Below are 12,202 nucleotides of genomic sequence, written 5' to 3'. Positions count from 1 at the left end.
ATGGCTAAACGATAACCAGTGTGGCGTAACGGATGGTGTCCCTCAACCGCTAGAGGTCATATTGCTAAGCGTTGTACAGCACTTCTCCCAAGCCGCTCACATTATAGCCTCGCAAAGCCCTCGCCCGTTGGGTAAAGCGCTCCTGGCGAGTAAACGCGATAAGCGCCTGTAGGGCAGGTTCAAAGTAGCTACGCCGGTGCATCACCAAATCAAATGACTCTTCGATTAGCGGTATAAACTCTATGTGCTGGCGATGGGCAGCCGCCTCCACCCCAAGTCCCACATCTGCTTCGCCCTGAGCAATAGCTAGCGCCAAGTCATCTTCGCTTAACGAGACATTGGTTGCCCAGTTAAGAGTGCCCGGCTCAATTGCTGACCTCTGTAGCAGACAACGCAGTAACTGCGCCGCACCTGCATCAGGCTGACGGTGGGCAAGCGTAACCTGCTGCCGAGAAATATCATTGAGCGACTGAATACCCCGTGGGTTACCAGGCGCCACCAGCAGGCCTTGCTGGCGCTTCGCCCAATGCAACACGATTAAATCCCGCACTCCGCCTAGCCCCAATGCAGCTGGCTCGTTATAGCGCCCGGATTCGAAGTTGAGTAAGTGAATACCTGCCAGCATGGCTTTACCTTCCAGCAAGCGGCGCAGGCCATCGCCACTGCCGTGGCACAGCGAGGCCAAATCACTACCGCTTTCGCGAACCGCCCACTCCAACAATGGGTCTTGGCTACCCGCCACTATCCAAGGCAATGGTGAACGCTGCGCCTGGTCACCTTCTAAATGGCTAAGCACCCACATATCGATATGCTGACGAGGAAAGAGCAATTTTCCGGTGGCGCGGCTACAAGGTATCTGGCCCTGGCGCACCAAGTCATACACCTTTCGCTCTTTTAAGCGCAGGTAGTCGGCCACCTCTGCCGTAGTAAGGAATTCCTTTAACATGCTCATGCGCCTCGCAATTTACTGCATACAGCTGCATATATTTCAGGACAAAGTGCATTACATCAAGTTTGCGTACATTATGCTAGCTGAAGCACCTAAGGTGATTGAACACACATGATGTCGGCTGTTAAAAAACGATGCTGAATAACAAAAACAAGGGTGCGAACGGCAATGTCCCCAAGTGATAACCCCTTTTACACAGCGTTTGCATTGATTCTGGGCATGGATCAGGGGCTAATCGCTATCGTGACGCTGTCACTGCAGGTATCACTGATTGCCGTACTGCTTGCTAGTGCACTGGCATTACCACTAGGCGCTGCACTCGCCCTTTGGCGCTTCCCTGGCCGCAATGCGTTGATTGTGCTGCTCAACGCGCTCATGGGCCTTCCCCCAGTGGTCGCTGGGCTATGTGTTTACCTGCTGCTTTCCCGCGCAGGGCCGCTAGGTCAGTTTGGGCTGCTGTTTACGCCGACGGCTATGGTCATTGCACAAACCATCTTAGTGTTTCCGATTATTGCCGCGCTTACTCGCCAACAAGTAGAGACACTGCATAACGAGTATGCCGAACAGCTGCGCTCTCTTGGCCTGAAGCCGCTACGCATGATGCCTACTCTGCTGTGGGACGCGCGTTTCGGGCTCTTAACCGTAATACTCGCAGGCTTTGGTCGCGCCAGCGCTGAAGTGGGTGCAGTGATGATTGTCGGTGGCAATATCGATGGCGTCACCCGTGTGATGACCACCAGCATTGTGTTGGAAACCAGTAAAGGCAACCTACCCCTCGCGCTGGGTTTGGGCATTGTGCTGCTTAGCCTTGTGACACTGATTAATGCGTTGGCCCACATGGTCATTGAGACGGCCAAGAGGCGGTTAGGATGAACGCGTCGGTTTTTCCACCGTCTCTTTTGACGGCCGTGCCTGCACTACATTTTGAGCAGGTCAGCTTTGAGCATCGTGGTCATCAGCTACTTGCCCCCACCACGCTGACGTTATCAGGCTGCCAACGCACGCTCATTATGGGCCCCAACGGCGCGGGAAAGAGCCTGTTAATGCGCTTGGCTCACGGTCTGCTAAGCCCTAGCAGTGGCAACATTCATTGGCAAGAAAAGCCGCCCGCCCAAGCCATGGTGTTTCAGCGTCCGGTACTGCTGCGCCGCTCGGCAATCGATAACCTGACCTATGCTCTGGCGGTCAATGGAGTGCCGCGTCGGCAGCGCAAACACATCGCCCTGCAGGCACTCGATAAATTTGGTTTAGCCACCCTTGCGAAGCGCCCAGCCAGGGTGCTCTCCGGCGGCGAGCAGCAGCGCCTTGCGCTTGCTCGTGCCTGGCTACTCAATCCTGCCGTGCTGTTTTTAGATGAGCCCACTTCTGCCCTTGACCCTGCCGCTATCAAGGCGGTTGAAGATGCGGTGAATGAATTTCATCACAATGGCACGCGCATCATTATGACCACCCACGATTTGCATCAAGCCCGCCGCCTAGCTGATGAGGTGGTGTTTATGTATGGCGGCCAAGTGCTAGAGCACACACCAGCCCATCGCTTTTTTGAAACGCCAGCTTCCACCCAAGCGGGAGCCTTTCTTCGCGGCGAACTTGTTTGGTAATCCCGAGAGCAGCCTTATGAAAAAAAACACAACGTTAGCTACCGCCAGCTTATTAACCTCAGGACTAGCAGGCCTCTCGTGGAGCGCCTCGCTACTCGCTGATGATAATTTCATTACCCTAGCGTCGACGACATCGACTGAGAACTCAGGGCTATTTGACGCGATTATTCCGACCTTCACCGACGCCACGGGCATTAGCGTTCGCGTGGTTGCCGTCGGGACAGGGCAAGCGTTTGAGATTGCCCGGCGGGGGGACGCCGACAGCTTGCTGGTGCATGATACGACGGGTGAAGAGCAGTTTGTCGCCGATGGCTACGCCAGCGAGCGCCAGGACGTGATGTATAACGACTTTGTGGTTGTCGGGCCAAGTGACGACCCCGCCGGCATTAGCAGTAGTGACAGCGTCGTCGAGGCGTTGGTGCGTATCGCGGAAAGCGAATCACCCTTTGCATCCCGAGGGGATGATAGCGGTACCAACCGCGCCGAACTGCGCTTATGGGAAGACGCGGAGATCACCCCTCAAGGAGCATGGTACCGCGAGTTAGGTAGCGGTATGGGGCCAACCCTAAACACCGCTGCAGGCATGAACGCCTACACGTTCACTGATCGTGCGACCTGGGTGGCGTTTGAAAATCCGCAAGACTTAACGCTACTGTTTGAAGGCGACACTGCACTGTTTAATCAGTACGGCACTCTTCTTCTTTCTGAAGAGCAGCACCCGCACTTGAAGCATGATTTAGCGGCCCAGTGGCACCAGTGGTTGGTGTCTGAAGAAGGACAGCAAGCGATTGCCGATTTTGACGTCAACGGCCAACCGCTGTTTTTCCCTAACGCGCAGTCTTTGTCTAACACACAGTAGCACCGCCCCAAACGTAGAAGCCGCCTTGATCTCAATGACCAAGGCGGCTTCTTGATTCTGCTAACGTACTAAATTTAAATAAAGTACTAGGCTAGCGCAGCAAATCGCGCACGTCCTTCGCTTCCCAATGCGGAAAATGCTTACGCACTAGCGCGTTCAAATCACGCTCAAAGGCTGCCCAATCGGTAGCGCCGCTGGCCTGCTCGCGTACATCGGCTGTCCCACGAATCATGCCAGCGCCAACCGTTACGTTGGTCAGTCTGTCAATGATGATAAAGCTACCTGTGCCAGGGCTTGTGCGATAGTCATCCACTGGAATCGCAGCCGTTAACTCTACCTCGCAGCGTGCAATCGCATTTAAGACCAGCGAATCCGTGGCGTGTCTTTCAAGCGTATTGACGTCGATTTGGTACTCGATATCACTTACCTGACCCGACAGATCGCGGGTGGCGAGCTTAAAGTCATAAAGCTTGCCCGGTGTTAGTGCATCTTCATGCATCCATACGATATCCGCCATGAACGCATTAGAGAGAGGTAAGTCAGCATCCGCACTGACAATCCAATCACCGCGGGAAATATCAATCTCATCTTCCAGGGTAACGGTAATTGCCTGTCCTGGATAAGCGGCGCTTAAGTCGCCGTCAAACGTTACTATTCGCTCAACCCGTGACGTTTTACCCGATGGCAGCGCTTTCACTTCTTGGCCTGGGTGTAGAATGCCTGCCGCCAAGGTGCCGCAATAACCACGAAAATCCAGATTCGGGCGATTAACGTACTGAACCGGAAGGCGTAAATCAGTGAGGTTTTGGTCACGACTGATTTCAACACTTTCCAGCAGTTCAATCAGCGTTTTGCCTTCATAGCCTGCACCGAAATACCAGGGCGTCTGATCACTGGGATTAACTACGTTGTCGCCGTTCAGTGCCGACATCGGTACAAAGCGGATATCCGGCGCACTAAGGTTGGTGGCAAATGCACGGTATTCATCAACAATCTCGTTGAAGCGCTGCTCGGAGACCTCCACCAAGTCCATTTTATTTACCGCAATCACCAAGTGCTGAATGCCCAGCAAGTCGGCAATAAAGCTATGGCGACGGGTTTGAGTCTGCACTCCATAACGCGCATCAATCAAAATAATCGCTAGGCTTGCCGTTGAAGCGCCCGTGGCCATATTGCGGGTGTACTGCTCATGCCCTGGAGTATCAGCAATGATGAACTTACGCTTTTCGGTGGAGAAGAAGCGATAAGCAACATCAATGGTAATACCCTGCTCTCGCTCTGACTGCAAGCCATCCACCAACAGCGCCAAATCAACCGTATCACCAGTAGTGCCACTGGTTTTAGACGCTTGGGTAATCGCCGCCAGTTGATCTTCAAAGATCATTTTAGAGTCGTGCAGCAGTCGCCCGATCAGCGTGGATTTACCGTCATCAACGCTGCCACAAGTGATAAAACGCAGTAGGTCTTTGTTTTCGTGCTCGTGAAGGTACTGCTCGATATTGTCAGCAATTAAATTGGATTGATGAGCCATTAGAAGTACCCCTCGCGCTTTTTCTTCTCCATTGAACCGACCTGGTCACGGTCAATGGCACGGCCACTGCGTTCACTGGTTTTGGTCAACAGCATCTCTTGAATAATCTCGGGTAGCGTGGCCGCCGTTGATTCCACGGCACCGGTCAGTGGGTAACAGCCCAGCGTCCTGAAGCGCACAAACTTCTCTTCAGGCACTTCACCTGGTGCCAGGGGCAAGCGATCATCGTCAACCATAACCTGCATGCCATCACGCTCAACTACCGGACGCTTGGCGGCGTAGTAAAGCGGTACAATCGGAATAGACTCAAGATAGATGTACTGCCAGATATCGAGCTCTGTCCAATTCGAAAGTGGGAAGACGCGAATTGACTCGCCCTTGTTAACGTTGGCGTTATATACATTCCAAAGCTCAGGACGCTGACTTTTCGGATCCCAGCGGTGGTATTTATCGCGGAAGGAGTAGACACGCTCTTTAGCCCGTGAGGCTTCCTCATCACGACGCGCACCACCAAAGGCCGCATCAAAGCCATGTTTATCGAGCGCTTGTTTCAGCGCCTGGGTTTTCATGATATCGGTATATTTAGCACTACCGTGGTCGAAGGGGTTGATATTGGCGGCCCGCCCCTCTTCATTGGTATGCACAATCAGCTCCATTCCCGCTTCTTCTGCCATGCGGTTACGAAACTCGATCATTTCACGAAACTTCCAGGTGGTGTCCACATGCATCAAAGGGAATGGCGGTGTCCCTGGGTAGAATGCTTTACGCGCCAAGTGCAGCATTACCGAGGAGTCTTTACCGATGGAGTACATCATGACCGGGTTACTAAACTCAGCGGCGACTTCCCGGATAATGTGGATCGATTCAGCTTCTAGCTGCTTTAGGTGGGTCAAGCGTGCCGCATCAGGTGCGACAGGCACCTCACGCTGGGACGCCGACGGCGCAGAAAACTGGTTCATTACCTACTCCCTCACAAAACGGTGCTTGCACGTGCAAACGCTATTTGCCGCCTGACGGTAGCGTTGCCGAAAGACGGTTATTTGAGAGTAGGGTAACGCCGAGTTAATAATAACCCAAAAGAATTAATAACTATCTTTTTATATCTTTATTGCCTAACCGTGTCGTAACAGGAGTGACATCACACAACGACACGCTCCACCCAGGTCTGCCATTCACTGCCATGGAGGTCAATAATTCGATAGCCGGGCCGAGAAGCTTCATCAATCGCAAACTGCTCAGCGCCGGGTAAGAACTGGTCCGCAATGGCGGGACAGCCATAGACGTCAATCTCGATATCCTCGGTACGGTGTGGCTGGGCGTAGGCTTGGTGTGCATGGCCAAACAGAATAATTTTAACCTGAGGGCAACCGTGTAACAGTTGCCAAAACGCATCGCGATCCTGAAGGCCAATCGCGTCCATCCACACAGCGCCCACATCAACGGGGGGGTGGTGCATCACAATCAAGGTTGGGCGATCATCTTCTTCTAGACGCTCAGCCAGTGCGTTTAAGCGCTCGGCACCTAATTCGCCATACGGCTGACCTTCCACATGGGTATCCAACAACAGTAACCGCCACTGCGCTAGGTCGACCTCTTCCACCAGAGTGTGCTCCGCTTGCATGAAGGCTAGCTGATCGTGATTGCCAGGAATCCAGAACCATGGGCACGGCAACGATGCCAACGCTTGGCACGCCAATGTATAAGAAGCAGCCGTTTCGTCTTGGCTCACATCACCGCTGAATACGACGATATCAGGCCGCTCAGCAATCACCGCTTCCAACACACGCTCGAACTGCCGAAATGGGATCCCCGCTCGTGAACGAGCCTCTTTATCGGCATGAAGGTGCGAATCGGTAATCTGAACCAGTCGCATCAGGGTAACTCCGGCATATCATAGGCATGCCCATGGGCTAAGCCGTGCGCCAGCCACTCGCCCAGAAAGCGATTAAGCTGCAGCTTCTCATCTGGCTGGTGCATTCTTGCATTCGGATAACGATAGCGGCCGCTAAAGTGGCGTTCACGCTGAAAATCGGTCACTTCTGCCATGCGCACATCGTGGTAGAGATGGACACGCATTCTGGGGCCTTCGATAACGGCGTCCAGCGGCCCACTCTGGGTCACCTCCACCATCGTGGTATAAGGCGCCTGCTCGAGAATTTTGAGATGTAAATCGCCGAAATGCTGGTCGTCGCCATGCAACGCGATATCGCGTCGCTGGCCACTTTCCATATCACCTACCAAACGAAGCATGCGCATATAGTTGGCGCTGCATTCGCCTTGCAGAGACTTTAAATCGGTGACATAGGCGGTTCTAGCCATGTTCACTCCTTTTAAGATTCGCTTGGCCTAAGCCCTTGTTACCAGAGCCCTTGTTACCAAAGCCTTTTTTACCAGGGCTTGTTCTCAGGGCTTGCTACTAGGACTTATCGCAGCTCGATAAGAAGCGGCACGCAGCGAAGCGCGTTGGCTCGCTAACCAATGTAGCCCAATCAAACACATGGCGTTGTCGAGTCTTCCCTGCTCCAGGAGTTCCCATGCCGTCGGAAAAGTTACCACGTGAACACGGATATCTTCGTGCTCATCATCTAGCCCATGAATGCCCCCCATTCCCTGGGTATCAACTAAACCACAAAAGAGTGTCACGCGTTCGTTACACGCACCCGGGCTGGGGTAGTAGGTGTGCAATTTGGTCAACGCGCCGACCTGACAGCCTGACTCTTCCATGGCTTCACGGCGGGCAACATCTTCAAGGGACTCGTTTTTATCTGCCAACCCCGCCACCAACTCTAACTTCCAAGGAGAAAGCGGGTCGTCAATCGCGCCAGCGCGAAACTGCTCGACGAGCACTAAGGCGTCACGAGCTGGATCGTAAAGCAGCACGCCAACAGCGTCGAAGCGGTTATGCACCTCACGGCGCATCGTCCCGCTCCAGCCGCCTTCAAAGAGACGATGACGAAGCTCTAGCGCTTCCAAGCGAAAAAAACCCTGATAAAGGGTCTCACGCTGAATAAGCTCGACATCGTCTCGGCCTAACTGAGGCGGCGCTGACGCATCGGGCACTAATGAATTAGGGCTAGATGCCATGTAGCACTCCCAGTGTTAACAATCGTTCTATTATCAATGCTTACTACTGGGAATGCCAATACGCCTATCAACCTTAGCGCTATAAGCTTTGGTGAAGCGGCTACAGCTCGCCGAGTAACACCTCAGCATCCCGGCGCAGCGCTTCATCAGATGTTTGACGGTTCTCGCGTGCAGTACCGTTTACCGCGCGCTGGGCATGCTCGCGAGCAGCTTGGGTATTCCCTTCTTCTTTCAAGAACGCCGCGTAGTAATAGTTCACATCAATACCGTCTGGGCGGATCTCTAGTGCGCGCTGAAACATGCGTTCTGCGGTATCGCTGTTACCAAAGCCTAACGGCCTGCCTGGTGCACGGTCATAAAGTGCACCTAGTGTGACATAGGCCGAGCCATTACCGCCTTGCGGGTCAATCTCAATGGCCCGCTCCAGCACATCGCGAGCATCGCCTGCGGTACCTAATGCACCAAGTCCACCACGTTCACGTGCGTAAGAAGCCAACACAATGCCCTGCCAGATCAGTACCTCTGCTTGATCAGGGTGCTGGCTAGCCAGTTGCTCAGCCTCACTGACCAGCGCTTTTAGGGTACTCTCGCGCTCGTTAGCAGGCATCTCAGTGACCGTGTGTTCCCAGCGGTTTTTAAGCGAGAAAACCTGACCTTCATAAGCCAACGCGCTTAACGGGGCAAGTGACAGCGTGCTGCCTAACGCAGCGGCAATGAGTAAACGAGAAAAAGGGGATGTGCGCATAATAAGCTCCTGGGTTATTTTTGTGCTTTTCTAACAAGTCATACGTTTAGTTGTGGGGCCTTAAATCAGCCACCCTCATAATGTAACGAACGTTTGAATGAATCGCCAATTAATAAGCGCTTTGTGAACAACACTGCCATTAGCGTAAGCTGGTGCTCTTTGAGGAGGTGAAAAACGCAATGAAAGGCCGAAATATGACGCGCTGGCGCGACCCAGCGAAAGACCCGCGCCAAGAACCTAAGAGCAACCTGATCACTGCAGAGGGTGCGGCTCGTCTGCGCGCTGTCTTGGATCACCTAGCGCGGGTTAAACGCCCTGCCATTTCGGCCAAAGTCGGTGAAGCCGCCGCCCAGGGTGACCGCAGTGAAAATGCCGATTACACCTATAACAAAAAAGAGTTAAATCGCGTTATTGCTCGTATTGGCTACCTAACGAAACGTTTAGACGAACTGCAAATTGTTGACCGTCTGCCCGCTGACACCAGTAAGGTTTTTTTTGGCGCGTATGTGAGTCTGGAAGATGAAAACGGCGAGCAAGTTCATCTCAGAATTGTTGGCCACGACGAAATCGATACAAAAAAACGCTGGATCAGTATCGATGCCCCCATGGCCAAAGCACTGCTGGGGAAAGAAGTAGACGATGACATTACGGTGCTCACGCCCAATGGCGAAACGTTCTACACCATCACGACAATTCGATATCCGGGCATGTGATCACCGTCTACTTAAGGCGATAGGTCTACTCTTCTAACGAGTAATCTACCGTGGTGACGACTCTGATTCGTTTGATGTGGGGTGTATAGCTATCAAGATCCTCAATAGAAAAGTAGCCCTGGGTCGCTTGGCGTATTCCCCCTACACCGCTACCGGAATCTTCGGCAAACTGCTGAGCTGCATTGCGCGCATCAGCAGTCGCTTCAGCAATCATTTCAGGCTTGATCGCGTCTAGACCCGTAAACAAAAACTCGGTCCGGTATTCGTAGCTAGGCGATAGCAGCACGCCTTGACGTACCAAGGCAGTGGCTTGGGGCACTGCATCTATCACACCACTGACATCATCAGTACGCAGCAGCAACGTGGCCTCAGCACGATAACGCTCATCTGGGCGCTCGCCACCATACATATTGCTGAATTGATCAGTGATACGTGGTGGCGTTACGCTTACGTTGCCCATATCGAAACCACGGGCATCCAGAAATTGGCGAATCAACTGCTCATTGCTGGAAAGTTGCTGCTCTAAGTCAGAAAGCGAATTGGCATTAACAGTATAATTAAGTGGCCATAGCACCATATCCGCCGCCACTTCGCGCTCGGCCAAGCCACGTACAGTGACGCTGCGTGAAGATTGCTGCCAAACCTCAGCAGCCCCTTTGAAGTAACTGCCTCCCCACACTAAACCCAGCGCCAGCAAACCGCCCAAGATCAACGCACTGCCTATAATGGCCGTCGTACGAACGTTTCCTGTCATTTCCATCCCCTTCACACGTGAAGCCGAAGCGCGGCTCACTATTGGCATCATAGACGCAAATAGCAGCATAAGCGGTGATCAATAAGGGAAATGCAAAGAAAGATAAATGCGCTGCTATTTACCGGCCAGATATACTTTAAAGCGCCGATTATCTGCCAGTGTTTCAAAGTCTTGAAACACCCGCTGCAAGTGATCGGGATAAGGCAAAAAGCCGTTCGCAACGATCACCAGACGCCCCCCCGCACGTAAATGCGCAGGGGCCTCGCTGATCAAGCGCTGACTCGGGCCATAGGTAATCTCTCGCTCCTGATGAAACGGCGGATTGCTAATGATCAGATCAAACTGCTCACCTTCAAGCGCTGAATAAACGTCGCTCTCAAGCACCTGACCACTCAGTTGATTGGCTGCTAGCGTTCGGCGACACGCTTCCGCTGCAAACGCACTGACATCCACGGCGGTGACCTGATGGCCTCGCTCGGCAAGCCAAGCACTGATAATGCCGTCGCCGCAGCCCACATCCAGCACGTTGAGGGGCTTTTTGGGCAAGCTAGCCTCAATGCTTTCCAGCATTAAACGCGTGCCTTCATCGACCTTGCCGTGCCCAAAGACGCCAGGATGACTCACCAGTTTTAAATCTAGCGCTTCAAAGGTTTGCCACGCATTGTCCGGCTGCTCCATCGCTATCGTGCGAGTGGCAAACAGTGAGCAACGCCGCGCGTTATCGAGCTTATCGCAGCGCATGCCCAACTCGCTGAGTATTTTTGGCACACGCTTAATGCCGCCCTGGTGCTCGCCTACAACGTCGACTGGGGTGTTTTCAGGCAGCACGTGGCATAGCCATGTTAGCCACCAAATCCCCAGTTGATGGGCTTTCGGCCAGAACAGCACTACCTGCCCAGCCTGCTCGACAAACGGAGCATCAAACGGGCTGGCGGCTGCTTTACCACCGGCCACCCACTGCTCACGCAGCGCCACATGATCACTTATCATCGCCGTGGAATGCGCTTGCAACCACGCATCTGCAGGCGGCGCAACAGGCCATAAATTAGCCGATTGGCCATAGAAACGTTCAAGAAGTTGGCAAGCGGGCAGTTGAGCGCTCATACATCAGCCTCGGGTTTGGTAAAAGTATAAAGTAAATAGCGGCCTAGCCGCCAGTGAGGGTCTTGGCGACAATACTGCTTTTCGAGCGCCAGCAGCGTTGCCTGATCACTCTCCTCTGCAGAAGGATGGCGTAAATAATCCTGAAAAATTCGTATCCCGGCAACGGCCTCCATGATCAGGCCGTTATCCGCCCCCCACTGGCACACTTCGTCGTGGGTAACCGGTGAGATAGGCGTTAACCGCTGTCGCTTACCTTTGCCCTCAAGCTGGTCGCTAAGCGCTTTTTTTAAGTTGCCTTTGATGACGTTGGAGAAACGCAACGCATCGCGGTTAAACACCATCAAACTTAACTGCCCACCAGGGGCGAGAAGACTCGCTAGCGTTTGCACAGCCTGCTCAGGCTCACCCACCCACTCCAATACGGCATGGCAAGTAATCAGCGACCAAGGCCCAGGGGCTTGCTGCGGCAACAACTGAAGTGGCGCGGCAAGATAGCGAAGCTGTTCTGGCAGCCAGGCACCTGCGGCACGTCGCTCGGCATGCCACGCGCTGGCATGGGCCAACATATCCTGGGAAGGCTCTGCCATGGTCACCGCGTGTCCACGCTCAGCAAACCACCCTGAAAGTTGTCCTAAACCACCACCCACATCAAGCACAGGCTGCTCTGTGAGGCGCAGCATTTGCGGCAACAAATAATCCAGCATCGCCAGGCGCAGCTCGCCACGGGGCGCTTGATAAAGCGAACGGGAGAACTTATCGACCAGACCGTCGAAATAGCGATCTCCTGCTTGAGTTAACTCATAGCTTTTTGAAGTACAACTTTTTGAAATATGGCTTGTTGATGTATTAATTGGATGCATGC

General features: G+C 53.5%; 14 protein-coding genes. 4 read left to right on the top strand and 10 right to left on the bottom strand.

Annotation, left to right across the window (positions count from 1 at the left end):
• Positions 1–64: 64 nt before the first annotated feature.
• A complete protein-coding gene (locus L1X57_RS12410; protein WP_009721907.1) occupies positions 65–946 on the bottom strand; it encodes a helix-turn-helix transcriptional regulator in 882 nt (293 codons plus the stop codon).
• A 171-nt stretch (positions 947–1,117) separates the two neighbouring features.
• Between L1X57_RS12410 and L1X57_RS12405 the strand changes: the two genes are divergently transcribed.
• The 3 genes from L1X57_RS12405 to L1X57_RS12395 are packed head-to-tail and all read left to right on the top strand — an operon-like array spanning position 1,118 to position 3,409.
• A complete protein-coding gene (locus L1X57_RS12405; protein WP_009721905.1) occupies positions 1,118–1,822 on the top strand; it encodes an ABC transporter permease in 705 nt (234 codons plus the stop codon).
• Positions 1,819–2,550 (top strand): ATP-binding cassette domain-containing protein, encoded by a 732-nt coding sequence (locus L1X57_RS12400; RefSeq protein ID WP_009721904.1) that lies wholly within the window; start codon positions 1,819–1,821, stop codon positions 2,548–2,550. Before L1X57_RS12405 ends, L1X57_RS12400 begins: the two co-directional genes overlap by 4 nt.
• Positions 2,551–2,566: 16 nt before the next feature.
• Positions 2,567–3,409, top strand: a complete 843-nt coding sequence (locus tag L1X57_RS12395; RefSeq protein ID WP_009721903.1) for a substrate-binding domain-containing protein — start codon at positions 2,567–2,569, stop codon at positions 3,407–3,409.
• Positions 3,410–3,500: 91 nt separating this feature from the next.
• On the opposite strand, the gene cysN is transcribed toward L1X57_RS12395, so the two are convergent.
• From cysN to L1X57_RS12365, 6 genes are all read right to left on the bottom strand, one after another.
• A complete protein-coding gene (gene cysN, locus L1X57_RS12390; protein ID WP_009721902.1) occupies positions 3,501–4,940 on the bottom strand; it encodes a sulfate adenylyltransferase subunit CysN in 1,440 nt (479 codons plus the stop codon).
• The gene (cysD, locus tag L1X57_RS12385) at positions 4,940–5,899 is read right to left on the bottom strand and encodes a sulfate adenylyltransferase subunit CysD (RefSeq protein WP_009721901.1); all 960 of its coding nucleotides are present in this window, start codon (positions 5,897–5,899) and stop codon (positions 4,940–4,942) included. The genes cysN and cysD overlap by 1 nt, the downstream gene beginning before the upstream one ends.
• A 179-nt stretch (positions 5,900–6,078) precedes the next feature.
• Entirely contained in the window at positions 6,079–6,813 is a 735-nt protein-coding gene (locus L1X57_RS12380) for a metallophosphoesterase (protein WP_009721900.1), read from the bottom strand.
• Positions 6,813–7,259 (bottom strand): DUF1249 domain-containing protein, encoded by a 447-nt coding sequence (locus tag L1X57_RS12375; protein ID WP_009721899.1) that lies wholly within the window; start codon positions 7,257–7,259, stop codon positions 6,813–6,815. The genes L1X57_RS12380 and L1X57_RS12375 overlap by 1 nt, the downstream gene beginning before the upstream one ends.
• Positions 7,260–7,343: 84 nt before the next feature.
• Positions 7,344–8,024: an NUDIX domain-containing protein gene (locus L1X57_RS12370; RefSeq protein ID WP_009721898.1), complete on the bottom strand. Its 681-nt coding sequence runs from the start codon at positions 8,022–8,024 to the stop codon at positions 7,344–7,346.
• A 100-nt stretch (positions 8,025–8,124) separates the two neighbouring features.
• On the bottom strand, positions 8,125–8,769 hold the full coding sequence (locus L1X57_RS12365) for a hypothetical protein (protein WP_009721897.1): 645 nt from the start codon (positions 8,767–8,769) through the stop codon (positions 8,125–8,127).
• Positions 8,770–8,948: 179 nt separating this feature from the next.
• On the opposite strand from L1X57_RS12365, the gene greB reads away from it, so the two are divergent.
• Positions 8,949–9,482 (top strand): transcription elongation factor GreB, encoded by a 534-nt coding sequence (gene greB, locus L1X57_RS12360; protein ID WP_009721896.1) that lies wholly within the window; start codon positions 8,949–8,951, stop codon positions 9,480–9,482.
• Positions 9,483–9,507: 25 nt separating this feature from the next.
• On the opposite strand, the gene L1X57_RS12355 is transcribed toward greB, so the two are convergent.
• From L1X57_RS12355 to L1X57_RS12345, 3 genes are all read right to left on the bottom strand, one after another.
• Positions 9,508–10,236 carry an SIMPL domain-containing protein gene (locus tag L1X57_RS12355; protein WP_009721895.1) on the bottom strand — a complete coding sequence of 243 codons (729 nt, stop codon included), beginning with the start codon at positions 10,234–10,236 and terminating at the stop codon, positions 9,508–9,510.
• A gap of 114 nt (positions 10,237–10,350) precedes the next feature.
• On the bottom strand, positions 10,351–11,340 hold the full coding sequence (locus L1X57_RS12350; RefSeq protein ID WP_009721894.1) for a methyltransferase: 990 nt from the start codon (positions 11,338–11,340) through the stop codon (positions 10,351–10,353).
• The gene (locus L1X57_RS12345) at positions 11,337–12,200 is read right to left on the bottom strand and encodes a methyltransferase domain-containing protein (RefSeq protein ID WP_009721893.1); all 864 of its coding nucleotides are present in this window, start codon (positions 12,198–12,200) and stop codon (positions 11,337–11,339) included. Before L1X57_RS12345 ends, L1X57_RS12350 begins: the two co-directional genes overlap by 4 nt.
• Positions 12,201–12,202: the final 2 nt, after the last annotated feature.

The organism is Halomonas sp. TD01, from assembly GCF_923868895.1.
In the GTDB taxonomy this organism is placed as follows: domain Bacteria; phylum Pseudomonadota; class Gammaproteobacteria; order Pseudomonadales; family Halomonadaceae; genus Vreelandella.
The sequence above is the reverse complement of the archived record's forward strand: the minus strand, read 5'-3'. Positions and strand labels throughout refer to the sequence as shown.

What these genes read in the sequence shown, in the direction of transcription:
- greB (WP_009721896.1), top strand. Translation starts at nt 8,949, where the DNA reads ATGAAAGGCCGAAATATGACGCGCTGGCGCGACCCAGCGAAAGACCCG.
- L1X57_RS12365 (WP_009721897.1), bottom strand. Translation starts at nt 8,769, where the DNA reads ATGCGCACATCCCCTTTTTCTCGTTTACTCATTGCCGCTGCGTTAGGC.
- L1X57_RS12375 (WP_009721899.1), bottom strand. Translation starts at nt 7,259, where the DNA reads ATGGCTAGAACCGCCTATGTCACCGATTTAAAGTCTCTGCAAGGCGAA.
- L1X57_RS12410 (WP_009721907.1), bottom strand. Translation starts at nt 946, where the DNA reads ATGTTAAAGGAATTCCTTACTACGGCAGAGGTGGCCGACTACCTGCGC.
- L1X57_RS12380 (WP_009721900.1), bottom strand. Translation starts at nt 6,813, where the DNA reads ATGCGACTGGTTCAGATTACCGATTCGCACCTTCATGCCGATAAAGAG.
- L1X57_RS12395 (WP_009721903.1), top strand. Translation starts at nt 2,567, where the DNA reads ATGAAAAAAAACACAACGTTAGCTACCGCCAGCTTATTAACCTCAGGA.
- L1X57_RS12370 (WP_009721898.1), bottom strand. Translation starts at nt 8,024, where the DNA reads ATGGCATCTAGCCCTAATTCATTAGTGCCCGATGCGTCAGCGCCGCCT.
- cysN (WP_009721902.1), bottom strand. Translation starts at nt 4,940, where the DNA reads ATGGCTCATCAATCCAATTTAATTGCTGACAATATCGAGCAGTACCTT.
- L1X57_RS12405 (WP_009721905.1), top strand. Translation starts at nt 1,118, where the DNA reads ATGTCCCCAAGTGATAACCCCTTTTACACAGCGTTTGCATTGATTCTG.
- L1X57_RS12355 (WP_009721895.1), bottom strand. Translation starts at nt 10,236, where the DNA reads ATGACAGGAAACGTTCGTACGACGGCCATTATAGGCAGTGCGTTGATC.
- L1X57_RS12400 (WP_009721904.1), top strand. Translation starts at nt 1,819, where the DNA reads ATGAACGCGTCGGTTTTTCCACCGTCTCTTTTGACGGCCGTGCCTGCA.
- L1X57_RS12345 (WP_009721893.1), bottom strand. Translation starts at nt 12,200, where the DNA reads ATGCATCCAATTAATACATCAACAAGCCATATTTCAAAAAGTTGTACT.
- L1X57_RS12350 (WP_009721894.1), bottom strand. Translation starts at nt 11,340, where the DNA reads ATGAGCGCTCAACTGCCCGCTTGCCAACTTCTTGAACGTTTCTATGGC.
- cysD (WP_009721901.1), bottom strand. Translation starts at nt 5,899, where the DNA reads ATGAACCAGTTTTCTGCGCCGTCGGCGTCCCAGCGTGAGGTGCCTGTC.